The following is a 16940-nucleotide window of genomic DNA, read 5'->3' on the forward strand; positions in this document are numbered from 1 at the left end:
CTGCCCTTGTCTGAGCGAAGCGAGTTTGGGCAGGCGCTGAAAATGGGGCCGGATTTGAGGAAACAAGCCATCGTGTGAGGCCGCTCCTGGGCATCCCTGCCCCCGCGGCATTAGTGAATCCATTCACGTCGCCGGCAAGGAAGGTCTATCACCCCGTGAGTAATTACCCCTGTACAAAAAAGGGCAGCCTTGAGGCTGCCCAATTGGGGAGTGTATCTTGCGGATCGCGTCAGTTCAGGGCGACGTACTCGAAATCGCCCGGCTTCTTGTCGATGCCCTGCTTGGGCGAGGCGATCCAGTCGGCGTACCTGCCTTTTTCGGTCACCGGCTTCATCAGGCTCAGCAGGTAGTCCTCGTCGGCCTGGGTGGGTAGCCACTGGTCGCGCCGGGCCTGCCACGCTTCGGCACCGAGCAGGTTGCCCTCGGGATCCACATGCACCTCGCAGAACTCGCCCACCCGGCGGTTGAACGCCTTGTGCGGCACCGTGATCTCGAAATCCACCCCGCTGCCCTCGAACACCTTGTTCCAACGCTTGACGCCGGCGGTGGCATCGGCGATGTAGTCGTCCAGTAGACGCGCATTGATAGCATTCAGGGCCGGTTCCTCAACCTCTTTCAGCTCACCATCCAGATAGCGCAATACCGGGTAGGTGTCGTGAAGCAACTGGTGGTCGTCTTCCAGGCGGTCTTCGCGGTAGCGCCCCTTGATACCGGCGTTGAAGGCGTTGGCGGCGTTGGTGGAGACCTCGGCACCGAACAGGTCCAGGGTCACCGAGAAGTGGAAGTTGACCTTGCGCTGCAGGGTCGGCAGGTCCACCACGCCGAGGGCGCGCACCGCCTCGACCTCGTTGGGATCGCTGATGCCGGCCTGCTGCATCTTTTCCAGCGTGCGGCGGATGGTCCGCGCCACGCCCGACTCACCGACGAACATATGATGCGCCTCCTCGGTGAGCATGAAGCGGCAGGTGCGGGCCAGCGGATCGAACCCGGACTGGGCCAGGGACTCCAGCTGCATCTTGCCGTCTCGGTCGGTGAAGAAGGTGAACATGAAAAACGACAGCCAGTCCGGGGTCCTCTCGTTGAAGGCGCCGAGGATGCGCGGCTTGTCCTGGTCGCCGGAGCGACGGTTGAGCAGCGCCTCGGCCTCCTCGCGGCCATCCTTGCCGAAATACTTCTGCAACAGGTAGGCCATGGCCCAGAGGTGGCGCCCCTCTTCCACGTTGACCTGGAACAGGTTGCGCAGGTCGTAGAGCGACGGGCAGGTCTTGCCCAGGTAGCGCTGCTGCTCCACCGAGGCGGGCTCGGTATCGCCCTGGATCACGATCAGCCGCTTGAGCATGGCGCGGTACTCGCCCGGCACCTCCTGCCAGGCGGGCTCGCCCTTGTGCTTGCCGAACGGGATCACCCGTCCCTCCTCCTTCGACGCCAGCAGGATGCCCCAGCGGTACTCCGGCATCTTCACGTAGTCGAATACCGCCCAGCCCTTGGGATCGGCGCCGACCGCGGTGCGCAGGTAGACCTCCGCCTCCTGGAAGCCGTCCGGACCCATGCTCTTCCACCAGTCGATGAACTCCGGCTGCCACTTCTCCATGGCACGCTGCAGGCGGCGATCCTCCGACAGGTTGACATTGTTGGGGATCTTGTCCGCGTAGTTGACTTCGATGGTCGGGGTCATTTCCGTGGTCTGTTCGCTCATTGTGTTACACCCTTTTGTGATCATAATGTGGACGTTCGCCGCTGCCGAAACACTTCAGTGCACCCTGTTCGCCGACCGCGTTGGGTCGCTGGAATATCCAGTTCTGCCAGGCGCTCAGGCGGCCGAATATCTTGGTCTCCATGGTCTCCGGTCCGGCGAAGCGCAGGTTTGCCTCCATCCCGGTCAGCGCGTCCGGCGAGTAGCTGGCGCGCTCCTCCAGCAGGAAGCGGATATCGTCTTGCCAGTCGATGTCATCCAGGGCGAAGGTGACCAGCCCGGCCGCGGCCGCAGCCTGCGCCGCCAGCGGCTCGCCGATCAGTGATTTCGCCCGCTCCAGGCTCTCCGGCTCGCCCAGGAAGCGGGTCTCCAGGCGCGACAGCCCGTTGCCCATGGGCAGGGGACCGAAGTTGAATGCGGAGAGGCGGATCTCCGGGGCCGGCCGGTCGTCCCCCTCGAACTGCCCCTCCAGCATGTAGCCGCGGTCGACCGCGAACAGGAGCTCGGCCAGGAAGCCGCTGAAACAGCTGCCCGGCTCGACGAAGGCGAAGGTGCTGCGCGAGGTGTAGTCGATCCGCTTCAGGGTGCGCTTCAGGTAGAGCGTCACCTCGCGGATGAACCAGTCGTCCCGGTGCTGCAACAGGAACGTCTCGTAGGCGGCCACCCGCGCGGCATCCCCCCGGGTCTTGAAGATCAGGGTACCGGTCTCCGGCTCGTTGGTGCGCAGATGCAGCAGGGCATTATCCAGCTCCCGGACCAGGGCCAGGGGCCAGAAGTCACAGCCCTGCCGCTTGGCCTCCGCCAGCTCCGCGGGCGGTGCCCCGTCCGGTCCCTTCAGGGTCAGGGTGGCCACCCGGGCGTGCCGGTCCACCACCAGTTCCAGGTGGTCGTAGTGCAGCTGGGTCTCGTCACCGCCGATCCGCAGCGGGGTCAGTTCGATGCCCGGATCGTGGTCCGGCCGGTCGGAGCCGCCGGCCATCTGCCGGGCCCGTTCTGCCACCGCCTCCTGGAACTTGGAGGAGACCACCACCTCATCCACCAGCCGCCAATCGACCGCCCGCTGCCCCTTCACCCCCTCTTCGATGGTGCAGAAGACATCGGCCAGGTCGCGGCGCATCTTGCGTTTGTCCACCAGCCGGGTCAGGCCACCGGTCCCCGGAAGCACAGCCAGCAGTGGCACCTCGGGCAGCGACACCGAGGCGTTGCCGTCGTCTATCAGCATGATGTGATCGGCCGCCAGGGCCAGCTCGTAGCCGCCGCCCGCCGCGGTGCCGGTCACCGCGCACAGGTAGCGCTGGCCGGAGAACTCGCTGGCGTCCTCGATGCTGTTGCGGGTCTCATTGGTGAACTTGCAGAAGTTGACCTTGTGCACGTGGCTGGAGCTGCCGAGCATGCGGATATTGGCCCCGGCGCAGAAGGCGGTCGGCTTGGCCGACTCCAGGATCACCACCTTTACCTCGGGATGCTCGAAGCGCAGCCGCTGCACAGCGTCATACAGCTCGATATCCACCCCCAGGTCATAGGAGTTGAGCTTCAGCTCATAGCCCGGCACCAGTCCGCCATCCTCCCGGACGTTCATCCTGAGCCGCGCGACCGGCCCCTCAAAAACCAGCTGCCAATGCCGGTATGCCGCTGGATTGGTGTGAAAACTGATCATCGATATCCCCGTCGTTGCTAAAGGTAAAGGGCACTATATTTCATACCGTTTGACTAAGGATATGGCAATAAATGACATTTGTCACGTTTTTTCTCATGCAATATATTGCATGTATAGGTTACAGCAGGAGATGAATTGTTTCGCCGGCGCCCCTGGGGCGCCCTATGACTGCGGAAATACCACGGATGGACACGGATAGACACGGATTTCGGATAGCGAACTGTCCAGCAGGTGGGTGGAGGCGTGAGGGACATGCCTGTGCCCGGCTGGAGCTTGAACCCATCTGTGTCCATCCGTGTGGATCCGTGGTTCGGATAGGGGCGGTCGCGCTGGTCCTGAGTTTCTGACGCCGCCCCCGTTGTCAGGCCCGCTCAGCCCGCGTCCGGCGGACGGCAAGCAGCGGCCAGCAGCCCATGCATGCGCTCCGCCAGCAGGGCCAGATCCGCCTTGCGATGATAGGAGGCGCGCCACACCAGGCAGATCTCGCGATGCGGTCCCTTTTCGGCCAGGGGACGCACGGCGATCGGGTTCTGCGCCAGGAAATCCTCATCCACCGCCATCTCCGGCAGGAAGGTAATGCCCTGCCCCCCGGCCACCATCTGCACCAGGGTGTAGAGGCTGGTGCCCTGGAAGGTGGCCCGCTTGGCCATCGCCTTCATATGACAGACGGCCAGGGCGTGGTCGCGCAGGCAGTGCCCCTTCTCCAGCAGCAGCAGTTCATTGCCGGGCAGCTTCTGCGAAGCGATGGGGCCGCCCCGGCTCAGCGGGTGATCGTCCGGGAAGGCGACCAGGAAGTTCTCCTGCCAGAACACCCGGTATTCCAACCCGCCCAGGTCGAACGGCAGGGCCAGGATGGCGCAGTCCAGCTCCCCGGCGGCCAGCCGCTCCAGCAGGTTCTGGGTCTGGTCCTCCAGCAGGTAGAGCTCCAGTTCCGGGAAGCCGCCGCGCACCCCCGGCAGCACCTTGGGCAGCAGGAACGGGCTGATGGTGGGGATCACCCCCAGGCGCAACTCGCCGCTCAGCGGCTGGCGGTCGACCTGGGCGTCCAGTACCAGGGACTCGGTCAGGCTGATGATCTGCCGCGCCTTGTCCGCCAGCTCGATCCCGAGCTTGGTGGGGATCACCTTGCGCTTGGTACGCTCCAGCAGCTGCACCCCGAGCAGCGATTCCAGCTCCTGGATGGCGGTACTCAGGGTCGACTGGGTGACGAAACAGCGCTCCGCCGCCTGCCCGAAGTGACACAGCTCCACCACGGTGACCAGGTAATGGAGCTGGCGCAGTGTCGGTAGATTCATAAATAGATTTTCCCAATTAAATTTAATTTTTAATTCAATTGGAACGAATTTACACTTTTCGGTAACCTGCATCCATCGAAATCAACCACCGGAGAAGACCATGATCGAACAGAACGTTTCACAAACCGTCAAAAACCTTGAGGCCGCCTTTGCCGGCGAATCGATGGCCAACCGCAAGTATCTCTACTTCGCCCGCCTCTGCCGTCAGCTGGGTGCCACCGAGGTGGCCGAGGTGTTCGAGAAGACTGCCGAGCAGGAGACCGCCCACGCCTTCGGGCACCTGGATCTGCTCTATCCCAAGGCGTCATTAACCGTAGAGAAGATGCTGGAACTGGCGATCGAGGGTGAAACATACGAGTATACGGAGATGTACCCGGCCTTCCGTCACACCGCCCTGGAGGAGAAGGACCACGCCGCGGTGCGGGAGATGGACGAGCAGATCGCCGAATCGGCCGAGCACGCCGAGCGCTTTTCCAGGCTGCTGGAGACCGCGGCCAAGCGTTTCAACGCCCTGGCCAAGATCGAGGAGCGGCACGCCAACCACTATCGGGACGCCCTGAACCGGGTCGGCGGTTGAGATAACAACAAACTTGAGTGAATTTTTTACGGGAAGGAATTGAGCATGAAAAAGTATCAATGTGTTGTCTGCGACTTTATCTACGACGAAGCCAAGGGGCTGCCCGAGGAGGGCATCCCGGCCGGGACCCGCTGGGCTGATATCCCCGACGACTGGGAGTGCCCCGACTGTGGCTCCTCCAAGGCCGACTTCGAGATGGTGGAGATCTGATTACGGAACCGCTACTCCGGTTGACGCCGCCGCAACGGATTGCGGCGGTGAGTGCGGATCGACCCATCAAACGCCCGGGCGACACCAGAGCAGTACCAGAACAACACCGGGTCTGCCGGGATTGCGGAAGGTTAAGTGTAAAGTGATTGGCCTGCCTTTTTGGCCTCACACGATGGCTTATCTCCTCGAATCCGGCCCCTTTTTCAGCGCCTGCCCAAACTCGCTTCGCTCAAACAAGGGCAGGCTTGAATCTGAAAAAGGGGCCGGATTCGAGGCGCCATCAAGATCGGCCAACAAGGCAGGCCAATCACCCAGCGAGTAGTTACAATCAAGCAATACTAAATAGCTAACAACAAACAGAAGGTGAATGATATGTCCATAGTAATCATCGGCACCGGCATGGCCGGTTACAACCTGGCGCGCGAGATCCGCAAGAGCGATGCCGAGGTGCCGCTGGTTCTGGTCACGGCCGACAGCGGCGAGGCCTATCCAAAGCCGGCCCTCTCCAACGCCCTGATCCAGGGCAAGCAACCCGACCAGATCGTCTCCGCCGATGCCGCCACCATGGCGGAACGGCTGAACGCGGTGATCCACACCCACACCCGGGTGCTGTCCATCGACAGCGCCAACCGGCAGCTGGTCACCAACCAGGGGAACATCCCCTACGGGCGGCTGGTGCTGGCCACCGGGGCACGACCGATCCGTCTGCCGTTCAAGGGAGACGGCGCCGACGCGGTGCTGTCGGTCAACGACCTGGAGGAGTACCGGTTTTTTCGCGCCCGGGTCGAACGGGCGAAACGGGTCGCCATCATCGGCCCCGGACTGATCGGCTGCGAGTTCGCCAATGACCTGATCGTCTCCGGCCGCAAGGTGGAGGTGATCGGTCCCGACCCCTACCCCATCAGCACCCTGCTGCCGGAGACGGCCGGCCGGGCACTGCAGGAGGGCCTGGCCGGGACGGGGGTGCGCTGGCACCTGGGCACGGTAGTGGACGAGATCAGCCGCGCTTCCGACGGCCTGGAACTGCGGCTGACCGACGGCAGCACCGTCACGGCCGACGTCATCCTCTCGGCGATCGGTCTGAAACCGGACCTGAGCCTGGCCCAGGCCCTCGGCCTGGAGACCAACCGGGGCATCGTCACCGACCGGTTGCTGCAGACCAGCCAGCCGGGCATCTACGCCCTGGGGGACTGCCTGGAGGTGGCGGGGCTGAATCTGCCGTTCGTCATGCCGTTGATGAACGCCGCCCGAGCCCTGGCCAAGACTCTGACAGGGACGGAAACGCCCCTCACCTACCCGGCCATGCCGGTGAGCATCAAGACCCCGGCCCACCCGATCGTGGTCTCGCCACCCCCGCGCGACGCCGCGGGCGACTGGGAGATCGAGCAGGATGACGCCGGCGTTCGGGCACTCTTCCGCTCGCCCCAGGGTGAACTGCTGGGTTTCACCCTGACCGGCAGTTACGTGGAGGAGAAGGGCCAGTGGAGCAAGCAGGTACCGCCGTTACTGGGGTGAGTCGAGTGGGAAAAATGCTGTTTCTCAGGGGGGGTTGAGAAAACGGTGGGTTACACGGCGCCTGGATATTGGCGTGGTGTGGAAGCGTGGTGCCCGTGCGCCGCTAACCCACCCTACAAAACTGCATCCGGGCGCAGGATGGGTGGAGTGCCCCATGAACTCTCCGCCGGCTCCATCTCCGGCGCGCAACCCATCGCGCACCTGCAATCGAATCCGAAGATGGGTTACGGCGCGCCCGACCACGGCGAACAGCCGTCAACAAGGGTACCGCGCCTCCACCCATCCTACACACCTGCTCATCGGCGTTTGCGGGTAAAGGGCAGACCTGGGACTATTTCATCCGTCCACGCAGGAAATCGCGGCGGCTGCCCGTGGTCTGATCCACCGGCTTGGCCTCCCGCTTGATATCCAGGCGTCCCGGCATCGCCACGGTCACCGACTTCCCCGGGGCTTGTTCCACCGGCGCCTGGAACAGCAACTCCATCACCTCCTCCGCCGTCTGGCGGATCGCCGCCTGGGAGGGGAAGTCGTGCAGCGGGGACATCAGCGAGCACGCCATGTAGACACCGAGGTCGGGATTCTCCGAGGCCATGAACACCACCGCTCCCTGGGGAAACGCCAGGCTGCGGTGATCACCCTCCCCCAGGCGTTCCGCCTCGGCGGTGGCCGGCAGCAGGATCAGCTGCAGCGTCCAGGGGGTGATCAGCGCCCCCACCCAGTGCTGCTCAAAACGCCGCAGACCCACCACCTCCGTGGTCAACTGGTCGTGGCAGACCGGCAGGCCGTGCATCTGGGCCTGTTCGATTTGGCGGAAGGCGTGGGTAATCTCGGCGGCGGGGCTGGTGGCAAAAAACGCGGGGCGATTCATGATCTCATCCACTCTGATCGTTGGGAAAACTGCCGGGCTTGCGGTTGGGATCGGTCAGGTCTGCAAAGTAGGTATCCACATCCACCTCGCCATCGCTGTTCATGATCTGCTCCAGCGCATCCAGGGCATCATTGGTCTGCTTCGCCTCCGTCTCGGTCAATACTTCCCGGGCCGAACCGATGAAATTGAGTATCCAGGTGCCGGGCTCCTGCGGACCGATCAGCATGGTGTTGACCATCTCCTCGCGTCCCCGACCCCGGCACAGCGCCATCAAGTCGCGCTGTTCTATCACCTGCATTGGAATTCCGATACACATCCCGCACCTGCCTTTATCTGTTACTCCGGTCTGTTGCGTTGGACCGTTTTGTTCAGCAACCCGCTTCCGCCCAGAAGCCCCGGACTCCATCCTGCCTGGGTTCGACAGAAATGCCAAGGGATCGCAGTTCATCCGCCAGCATCTCCACCATCTCGTCCATCCGGGCATTGACCCCGTCGGTGAGACCGATCCGGGTCCGCAGGGAGTCCGGGACCATGCCGATGATGGTGATCTTCTCCGGTGCCTGACCCTGTACCGTGAGCAGCGCCAGCAGGTCGGAGAGGCCGATCTGGTGGGGTGAAATCTTGGTTTGGAAAAACTTGGGGACCTCGTCATCGGCCAGCCGCACCAGGGTGCAGGGCGGCGCGCCGGTCTTTACCGCGTCGGCGATAATAACCTGTTCGTTATTGCTGAGGGGGTTGAGCAGGTCCATGGCCGAGGTGCCGCCATCGATCACCTCAACCGACTCCGGCAGGCTATAACGCTGTTCCAACAGCTCGACCGCGCGCACCCCCAGGCCCTCATCGGATAACAGCACGTTACCCAGTCCGATCACTACTACGCTCATATCGTTTCCACCTCGATCAGTGGCCATGGAGTCCTCCACGGCCCAACTATTCTTCCACCACGCCCCGGAAACAAACCGTAGCCCGTAGGTTGGGGTGAGCCTGCGAACCCCAACAGGATTTCAGGCGTGTGCACAAGGTGTTGGGGTTCGTTCCTCACCCCAACCTACGGCCTCTGCCACGTTATCGACGTCCATAGATGGCGGTGCGTACCCGCCGGGGTCGACAGCAAGGTGCCATGGTTCCATCCTGGAAAAAAACCTCCCTCCCAATGAAGGGAGGGAGGGAAAGTGGCATCTGTTGCTGCTCAGATGCTCAGAGCGCCTTCACCTTGACGATCTCCTGCTGCTCGGTATCCACCAGGTGGATGGCACAGGCGATACAGGGATCGAAAGAGTGAACGGTGCGTAACACCTCCAGCGGCAGTTCCGGATCGGCCACCGGGTTGCCCATCAGCGAGGCCTCGTAGGGCCCCATGGCGTCACTCTCATTGCGTGGACCGGCATTCCAGGTGCTGGGTACCACGCACTGGTAGTTCTTGATCTTGCCGTCGTTGATTACCACCCAGTGTGACAGCACGCCGCGCGGCGCCTCGTGAAAACCAAAGCCCCTGATCTCGCCCTTGGGGAATACCGGCTGGTTGAAGGTATCGGTATCGCCCTTGCCGATGTTCTCCACCAGCATGTTCCACTGCTCATTCATGGTGTCGAGCATCACCGCGGTGCGTACCGCGCGTGCCGCATGGCGGCCGATGGTAGAGTGCAGTGCCGCCAGCGGAATCTCCTTGCCGGCCACCGCGCTCAGGGTGCCCATGGCGGTCTTCAGGTGCCTGGCCGTGGGCTCGTGCCCGGCCGCCGCCATGCACAGCACGTTGGCCAGCGGACCCACCTGGGCCGGTTTGCCGTAGAAGGTGGGCGACTTGATCCAGGAGTACTGCCCCTCGTCCTGGAAGTCGGTGTACTGCGGTTCCGTCTCGCCCTCCCAGGGGTGCAGCGCCGCGTCCCCCTGGTACCAGGAGTGCTTCGAGCTTTCCTTGACGCCATCGCGGAACAGGGCGTCCTGGTAGCTGGCGATCGGCTTGAAGGTGCTCAGGTCGCCGCCGCTGATGTAGCCGCCCGGCAGGGCGAACTTCGTCCCCTTGGTGTCGATCGGCATGTCCGGCACCGACAGATAGTCGGTGATGCCCTGGCCGTAACCGGCCCAGTCCAGATAGAAGGCGCCCACCGCCGGCACGTCCACCATGTAGACGTTGTTGACGAAATCGGAGAGTTTGTCGATCCAGCCCTTGATCGCCAGCAGCCGCTCCATGTTCAGGGTCGACTGGCTGTCCAGGTTGATGGAGTTGGAGATGCCGCCCACCGCCAGGTTCTGGATGTGCGGGGTCTTGCCGCCGAGGATGGTGACGATCTTGTTGGCGTAGCGCTGCACCTCCAGCGCCTGCAGGTAGTGCGCCACCGCCAGCAGGTTCACCTCCGGCGGCAGTTTCATCGCCGGATGTCCCCAGTAGCCGTTGGCGAACGGCCCCAGCTGGCCGCTGGAGACGAAGGCCGCCAGTTTGTCCTTCACCGCCTGCATCTCGTGGGGACCGTTGCCGCCCCAGGAGGAGAGGCTCTCGGCCAGCTTGGCGGTGGCCTTGGGATCGGCATCCAGGGCCGAGACCACGTCCACCCAGTCGAGGGCGGAGAGGTGGTAGAAGTGGACGATATGATCGTGAATGGCCTGGGCCGCCACGATCAGGTTGCGCACGAACTGGGCGTTCAGCGGCACTTCCAGATTGAGCGCATTCTCCACCGCGCGCACCGAGGTGAGGGCGTGCACGGTGGTGCAGACGCCGCAGATGCGCTGAGTGAAGACCCAGGCGTCGCGCGGATCACGCCCCACCAGGATCTTCTCGATACCACGCCACATCTGGCCGGAGGACCAGGCGTTACTGACCTTGCCATCCTCGACCTCGACATCGATACGCAGGTGCCCTTCAATGCGGGTAACGGGATCAACAGTTATACGAGTAGCCACAATATTCTCTCCTACTTAAGGAATGTCTGTTCTGCCTTACGCATGTTCAGCAGAATGCAGAACGGGCAGTTTCTTAACGAAGACCAGATAGGCCATGATTTCTATCGCCACGATACCCACCGTCACCATCAGTTCCGGGACCGAGGGGAAATAGCTGTAGCCGGGTCCCGGGTTGTAGCCGATCAGGAAGGCGTTGAACCGGTACAGGGCACCGGCGAACAGCAGCGACACCGCGGCAAACAGCAGCAGCCGGCCGCTGTTGCGGCGGGCCGGTGACAGCAGTACCCACAGCGGGAAGATGAACAGCGCCATCTCCAGCAGGAACATATTGCCGGGCAGGTCACCGGTGAAGGCAAAGCCGAGCTTGCCGCGCAGCACCAGCTCCGCCAGCCGTACCACCAGGTAGACCGCAAGCAGGCCGATAATCACCTTGCCCAGGCGCGCCAGCAGTGTGGTCTCGGGGCGGCGCCTGAAGCCGATCGCCGAGAACGACGCCTCGAAGATGACGATGGAGAAGCCCATGGTCAGGGCCGTGAGCAGGGCCAGCAACGGCTGCAGTTGCAGCGACTGCCACAGCGGATGTACCTTGGCCCCCATGATGATCAGCAGCGAGCCGAGGGAGGACTGGTGCATGGTCGGCAGCAGCAGGCCCAGGGCAATAATCAGGAACAGCACCTTGTTCAACCAGCGCAGCGCACCCGTCGCCCCGATCCGCTCCAACAGCGCGGGGGCGAATTCGATGACCAGCACCAGGATATAGGCCATCACGCAGAGACCCACCTCCAGCATGACCGAGTTGAAGTTCCAGTTGGAGGGCATCAGGATGTTATAGAATTGCCAGTAACGCCCCATGTCGAAGAAGGCGCCGAAACCACCCAGTGCGTAGCCGAACAGGCTGGCCAGGATGGCCGGCCGGATCAGCGGGTGGTACTGTCCCTTGTTGAAGACATAGATCGCGAAGGCCAGGGCATAGCCGCCGGTGGCCAGTGCGGTACCGACCACCACGTCATAGACCACCCAGACACCCCACGGGTAGCCCGAGTTGATATTGGCGACTGCCCCCAGTCCATCGGCAAACCGCACGCCGAGAAAGTAGAGTCCGATCACGCCAAGTACGCCCAGGAACATGAAGGGCAGGGTAAGAATCCTACCCTCCACCGGTTTATGTTCGCTCATGATTCACCTCTGTCATTGTTAGGCTCGGGACGACGACTATTTTGACTTTGGGGGTCATCCTGGTCCGCTTTACTGGTGTTGCGCTTGACCACGAAGGCCAGCCCCGCCAAGGCGATCGCCGGTGCGATCATCCCCTTGTACAGCGTGTGCTGGACCCCCTCCGCGATCGAGGCGTAGGAGCGCTCGGGCAGTTCCGGCAGTCCCAGCCGGTTGAGCGGCACACCGGCGATGTGCATCACCTGGGTTCCCCCGAGCTCGCGTTCTCCGTAAACGTGCTGCCGGTATTCCGGGGCCTCCTTGTCATGGGTATGCAACCCATCCGAAGCGCGTCCCCGGGCGTAGGTATAGGTCTCGCCCGGCTTGGCGGCGAGCCGTCTCTTCGCCTCCTCCAGCAGCTCCCGACGGGTACCGAACAGGGTCGCCCCGGTGGGACAGACCTCGGCACAGCCCGGCAACAGCCCCTGGGAGATGCGCTCCACCCCCGCCTGGTTGCAGAACTGGCACTTCTGGATCTGCCCCCGGGGGTCGTTGTACTCGTACTGGGGAATGTTGTAGGGACAGGCCACCATGCAGTTGCGGCAACCGATACAGACGTCCGGGTTGTACTGGACGATGCCGGTCTGCGGATTTTTATCCAGTGCCGTGACCGGGCAGGCCGAGACGCAGGCCGGATCAACACAGTGCATGCAGCTCTTCTTGGCAAACGAGAAGCCGTCGATCTCGCGATCCTTGGCCTCCGAGGTACCGTTCTTGTAGACCTTGATCACATTGTAGGTATCGCCGGAGACATCGCGAGCGGCGTCATACTGGACATCCTCGCCCATGATGCTCGGTGGCAGCCCGTTGATCTCTTTACAGGCGCGTACACAGGCCTTGCAGCCAACACACAAGGTAGCGTCATAGAGGATGCCGATGGCATTCTCCAGCGGTTCCTTGTTTTCACGCGCCTCTGCCGTGCCGATACCGCAGAGCGCTGCCGTGGCACCACCTGCAGTGGCTTTGAGAAAATCTCTACGTTTCATAACGCCCCCTTAACCCCGATTGTCGCCGTCACCAGCCTCTTCGCTCTTACCGAGCTTCCTGGCGGCCATGGCCGTTGCGCCCACGGCAGCGCCGATGACACCACCGACCAGCGCCGCGGCACCCGGCGTGGAGTTGCTGGTGCCCTGGCGGTCGTCGACGTAGGGGAAGGCATTCGGTGGGGCATGGGTCTTCACATCCGCCAGTTCATGGATCGCCTTGGTGAACCCGATACCCTGCTCGGTGCAACCGAAACAGGGATGGCCGACACCAACCGGCCAGGCCCCACCGCCCACGTCGCCGAACTCGATGGCGGGGCAGTTGGCGTAGGTTTCCGGTCCCTTGCAGCCGAGCTTGTACAGGCAGTAACCCTTCTGATGCCCCTCATCGCCAAACTCCAGGGCGAAGCGTCCGGCGTCGAAGTGGGGGCGGCGCTCGCAGTTCTCGTGGATCAGGCGGCCGTAGGCGAACTTGGGCCGGTTCAGATGATCCAGTGCCGGCAGCTTGCCGAAGGTGACGAAGTGCAGCACGGTGGAGAGGAAGTTATAGGGATTGGGCGGACAGCCGGGAATGGTGACCACGGTCTTGTCGGTCAGGATAGCCGGCGCCCCCTTGGCCTCGGTCGGGTTGATGCCGCTGGAGGGGATGCCGCCCCAGGAGGCGCAGGAACCGATGGCCACAATCGCCGCCGCGCCCTCGGCCGCCTCCTTGACGTGATCGAGCATGGTCTTGCCGCCGATCTTGCAGTAGATGCCGCCATCCTTGACCGGCGTGGCCCCCTCGATCACCAGCAGGTACTTGCCCTTGTTGGCCTGCATCGAGGCCTGCTTGGCCGCCTCCACCTGATGTCCGGCCGCCGCCGCCAGGGTCTCGTGGTAGTCCAGCGAGATCAGATCAAGGATCAGGGTCTCAATGGTGGGATGCTCGGAACGCAGCAGGGATTCGGTACATCCCGTGCATTCCTGACCATGAAGCCATATCACCGGCGGCCTCGCCTTTGGACTGGCAACGGCATTGGCCATGGCCATCGCCTCACTGGTGGTCAGTCCCATGGTCGCAGCTACGCCGGTACAGAACTTCATAAAGTCCCGTCGCGATACGCCCAGTCTTTTCTCGAGTTGCTCGAAATTGCGCTCGTCGTTCATTAACCCCTACCTCAGTTGTGGTCTCTGGAAGGTTAGTTATTCTGTAAGTCAGTGCATCTGACAGCTCATCTCTGCCATTGCCAGCGTAAGTACAATATCCATGCCAATACAAAGGTAGGGTTTGTTTTGACCGCTGATTCATGCGCTTAGCGGGGTATCTGACATATATCAAATACACATTATGGAAGTGGTTATTACATCGGTGAGGCATGAACGGAAAGTTACTTGTCATCGGAGCGAGCGCGCACCGCGACGACCGTTTCCCATCCGGTGATACTGGAAACCCCGGTACCATCCCGGCATCGCCTTGCCAGGTGAGACCCGTCGCGGGGCGGGACCGGAAAACGACCGGAAGCCGTCATCGAATACAGTCGTGGGTGTCAGCACCCTGTCCAGCGGAGTGGTGCGCGTAGCGACCAGCCCCCCCCGAATGACCCTCCCGGGAGCCACTATCGGCCGGCACTTGTCAATTACCGGATTCCCAGTGACGGATTTTAGGCGTAAAATTTGCGCGCATAGCCCGTGGAGTGACCCGCTCCGCTTCGGATTGCAGTCGGTTAGACCAATCGATGTCAGAACTGGAAAATGAGTAACCATCCTGAGAACGGTACCCGCCGGATCATCGCGGACAAAGAGTGTGTCTTCTATGACGGCTACTGGATCCGCTACTACCCCACCCCGGAAAACACCCTGGCCAATCGCAAGAAGCTGATTGACGACCTGACCCGGCGCGCCTTCCACCACACCGAAAGCGGCATCAACACCCCGGGCGAACGCCTGGAGGAGGCGCGCGAAGCCTACGCGCGCGAGCATGATCCGGCACGCAAGCGGGTCAACGGCGCCATGCTGGCCGGTGCCCTGTTCAACCGCGCCTCCGACATCTTCAACGCCATCGTCGACCTGGAGGCCAAGGGCGTCAAGGTGAATCCCGATAACGAACTGATGGTGCGCTGTGGTGACTACTTCAAGGAGGCACTGGAGCTCGGCAAGCTGGTCAAGCACTACAGCGGCCACGAGGGCATCGATGAACTCTGGGGCGAACCCTTCAAGGCCTTCTCTCACCCCCTCGACCAGCTGTTCGAGTCGCGCTATCGCAAGATCGCCCAGTCCATGAAGGCGATCGACCACATTACCACCCACATGGTGAACAGCTTTACCGATGACGAGATCTTCGGCGCGGCCGTCCCTTACATCCGCAACTATTGCCGGGCCGCCAAACAACAGATCGAGCTGATCAAGCAGGACAAGGCGCTGTTCACCGTCTGGCCGGAATTCGTCGCCGCCCGGGAGATGGTGGAGCAGTTCTTCAGCACCCTGCCGGCACCGGCGCCCACCGGAAAGCAGCAGCATGTTGATCAAGGCGTGAAGCTGATCACCGCAGGAACCCAACTTATCACCTATCTTTCAGGTGCCCGGGTACCCATGCCCAAGAGCACCAGCGAGTTTCTGGAGCAGTGCCAATTTTATGACCTGAGCCGCTCGGCAAAGCAATAACAGCCGGCTGCGACCGACAGCACCTCGTGTGACAAACCTTCCGGAGAATTCGGCCATAGACGATCTGACACGTACCACGATAGGCAAATTCCAGATCCGCAAACTGCTGGGAAGGGGCGCGACCGCCTCGGTCTATCTGGCCCAGGACCCCTTCTCCAATAACGAGGTGGCGATCAAGATCGCCCACCAGAATATCTTCAGCGAGCCGGTCAACGGCGCCCGCTTCAAGAAGATGTTCATCAACGAAGCCAGCCTGGCGGGTAAACTGCGCCATCCCCACATCGTCAAGGTGTTCGATGCCGGCACCGAGCGGGAGATGCACTACATCGTCATGGAGTACGTCAACGGCCACACCCTCAAACGCTATACCCGGCCTGAGAACCTGCTGCCGATCGACGACGTGGTGGAGATCATCTTCAAGTGCTGCAACGCCCTTGAGTACGCCTTCGTCAACGGCCTGATCCACCGTGACATCAAACCGGCCAACCTGCTGACCAGCGGCGGCACCGACATCAAGGTGACCGACTTCGGCACCGCCCTGCTGGCCGACTCCGATCTGACCCAGGTGGTGGGCGCGGTCGGCACCCCCAGCTACATGTCACCCGAACAGATCATGGGGCAGGAGCTGGGCCAGCAGGCGGATATCTACTCATTGGGGGTGGTGATGTATCAGTTGCTGAGCGGCAAGCTGCCATTCAGCGCGGAAAACCAGTACGACCTGATCCAGAAGATCTCCAACAGCCCGCCGGTCCCCCTGCAGGATGTGCGCCGTGATATACCCAAGGGGATTATCCGCATCGTCGAGCGCTGCATCCGCAAGCAGGCAGCCGAGCGCTATGCACGCTGGGCCGATCTGGCCTGCGATCTGGCGGCGGTGCATGAACAGCTGGAACTCGCCGCCAGCATCGATGTGTCAGACACGCGCAAATTCAACATCCTGAAGACCCTCCCCTTCTTCCGTGACTTTACCGACGTGGAGCTGTGGGAGGTGTTGCGGATCAGCAAATGGCGCCGTTTCCGTGGTGCCAAGACCCTGATCGATGAGGGCAAGATAGGCGGCTCCATCTTCATCCTCGCTTCCGGCGATGCCCGGATCATGAAGAACGATGCCTTCCTCGGGGTGATCGAGACCGGTCAGTGTTTCGGTGAGATGGCCTATATACACGGCATGAAAAAACCGCGCAGCGCCAGCGTGGTGAGCAACTCGCCGGTCACCGTGATCAAGATCCGCACCGAGGCACTGCAGCAGTCCTCGACCCAGCTGCAGACCAAGTTCAACAAGGTGCTGCTGCGCACCCTGGCGGAGCGGCTGGAGAAGACCTCGATGATGGCCTCGGCGCTCTAGGTAGAAGGTATGCATTCCCACGCGGAGCGTGGGAACGAGGAGAGCAC

General features: G+C 62.3%; 15 protein-coding genes. 5 read left to right on the forward strand and 10 right to left on the reverse strand.

The genetic code is table 11. The annotated features are described in order from the left end of the window. Window positions 1-229: 229 nt before the first annotated feature. The 3 genes from boxB to O9K64_RS15665 all read right to left on the reverse strand — a co-directional run bounded on the left by boxB (window position 230) and on the right by O9K64_RS15665 (window position 4645). Window positions 230-1696: a benzoyl-CoA 2,3-epoxidase subunit BoxB gene (gene boxB, locus O9K64_RS15655; RefSeq protein ID WP_275099024.1), complete on the reverse strand. Its 1467-nt coding sequence runs from the start codon at window positions 1694-1696 to the stop codon at window positions 230-232. A gap of 4 nt (window positions 1697-1700) precedes the next feature. Further along, a complete protein-coding gene (gene boxC / locus O9K64_RS15660; protein ID WP_275099025.1) occupies window positions 1701-3350 on the reverse strand; it encodes a 2,3-epoxybenzoyl-CoA dihydrolase in 1650 nt (549 codons plus the stop codon). Window positions 3351-3721: 371 nt separating this feature from the next. After that, on the reverse strand, window positions 3722-4645 hold the full coding sequence (locus O9K64_RS15665) for a hydrogen peroxide-inducible genes activator (RefSeq protein WP_275099026.1): 924 nt from the start codon (window positions 4643-4645) through the stop codon (window positions 3722-3724). Window positions 4646-4745: 100 nt separating this feature from the next. On the opposite strand from O9K64_RS15665, the gene O9K64_RS15670 reads away from it, so the two are divergent. The 3 genes from O9K64_RS15670 to O9K64_RS15680 all read left to right on the forward strand — a co-directional run bounded on the left by O9K64_RS15670 (window position 4746) and on the right by O9K64_RS15680 (window position 6947). Beyond that, window positions 4746-5222 carry a rubrerythrin family protein gene (locus O9K64_RS15670; RefSeq protein WP_275099027.1) on the forward strand — a complete coding sequence of 159 codons (477 nt, stop codon included), beginning with the start codon at window positions 4746-4748 and terminating at the stop codon, window positions 5220-5222. A 45-nt stretch (window positions 5223-5267) separates the two neighbouring features. Further along, entirely contained in the window at window positions 5268-5432 is a 165-nt protein-coding gene (locus O9K64_RS15675; RefSeq protein ID WP_275099028.1) for a rubredoxin, read from the forward strand. A gap of 372 nt (window positions 5433-5804) precedes the next feature. After that, entirely contained in the window at window positions 5805-6947 is a 1143-nt protein-coding gene (locus tag O9K64_RS15680) for an FAD-dependent oxidoreductase (RefSeq protein ID WP_275099029.1), read from the forward strand. A 331-nt stretch (window positions 6948-7278) separates the two neighbouring features. On the opposite strand, the gene hybE is transcribed toward O9K64_RS15680, so the two are convergent. The 7 genes from hybE to O9K64_RS15715 all read right to left on the reverse strand — a co-directional run bounded on the left by hybE (window position 7279) and on the right by O9K64_RS15715 (window position 14054). After that, window positions 7279-7815 carry a [NiFe]-hydrogenase assembly chaperone HybE gene (gene hybE, locus O9K64_RS15685; protein WP_275099030.1) on the reverse strand — a complete coding sequence of 179 codons (537 nt, stop codon included), beginning with the start codon at window positions 7813-7815 and terminating at the stop codon, window positions 7279-7281. A gap of 4 nt (window positions 7816-7819) precedes the next feature. Then, complete coding sequence (locus O9K64_RS15690) at window positions 7820-8299, reverse strand: HypC/HybG/HupF family hydrogenase formation chaperone (RefSeq protein WP_335342308.1); 480 nt, start codon at window positions 8297-8299, stop codon at window positions 7820-7822. Then, window positions 8184-8699 (reverse strand): HyaD/HybD family hydrogenase maturation endopeptidase, encoded by a 516-nt coding sequence (locus O9K64_RS15695; RefSeq protein WP_275099032.1) that lies wholly within the window; start codon window positions 8697-8699, stop codon window positions 8184-8186. The genes O9K64_RS15690 and O9K64_RS15695 overlap by 116 nt, the downstream gene beginning before the upstream one ends. Before the next feature lie 313 nt (window positions 8700-9012). Beyond that, entirely contained in the window at window positions 9013-10713 is a 1701-nt protein-coding gene (locus O9K64_RS15700) for a nickel-dependent hydrogenase large subunit (RefSeq protein WP_275099033.1), read from the reverse strand. Window positions 10714-10749: 36 nt separating this feature from the next. Beyond that, window positions 10750-11889: a Ni/Fe-hydrogenase cytochrome b subunit gene (gene hybB, locus O9K64_RS15705; RefSeq protein WP_275099034.1), complete on the reverse strand. Its 1140-nt coding sequence runs from the start codon at window positions 11887-11889 to the stop codon at window positions 10750-10752. After that, the gene (gene hybA / locus O9K64_RS15710; protein ID WP_275099035.1) at window positions 11886-12911 is read right to left on the reverse strand and encodes a hydrogenase 2 operon protein HybA; all 1026 of its coding nucleotides are present in this window, start codon (window positions 12909-12911) and stop codon (window positions 11886-11888) included. Before hybA ends, hybB begins: the two co-directional genes overlap by 4 nt. A gap of 9 nt (window positions 12912-12920) precedes the next feature. Further along, on the reverse strand, window positions 12921-14054 hold the full coding sequence (locus tag O9K64_RS15715; RefSeq protein WP_275099036.1) for a hydrogenase small subunit: 1134 nt from the start codon (window positions 14052-14054) through the stop codon (window positions 12921-12923). Between the two features lie 585 nt (window positions 14055-14639). Between O9K64_RS15715 and O9K64_RS15720 the strand changes: the two genes are divergently transcribed. Both O9K64_RS15720 and O9K64_RS15725 read left to right on the forward strand, forming a co-directional pair. Next, window positions 14640-15548: a hypothetical protein gene (locus O9K64_RS15720; protein ID WP_275099037.1), complete on the forward strand. Its 909-nt coding sequence runs from the start codon at window positions 14640-14642 to the stop codon at window positions 15546-15548. A gap of 28 nt (window positions 15549-15576) precedes the next feature. Then, complete coding sequence (locus O9K64_RS15725; protein WP_275099038.1) at window positions 15577-16893, forward strand: serine/threonine-protein kinase; 1317 nt, start codon at window positions 15577-15579, stop codon at window positions 16891-16893. Window positions 16894-16940 lie beyond the last annotated feature (47 nt).

The sequence above is a fragment of the Sedimenticola hydrogenitrophicus genome (assembly GCF_029017505.1).
Lineage (GTDB): Bacteria > Pseudomonadota > Gammaproteobacteria > Chromatiales > Chromatiaceae > Sedimenticola > Sedimenticola hydrogenitrophicus_A.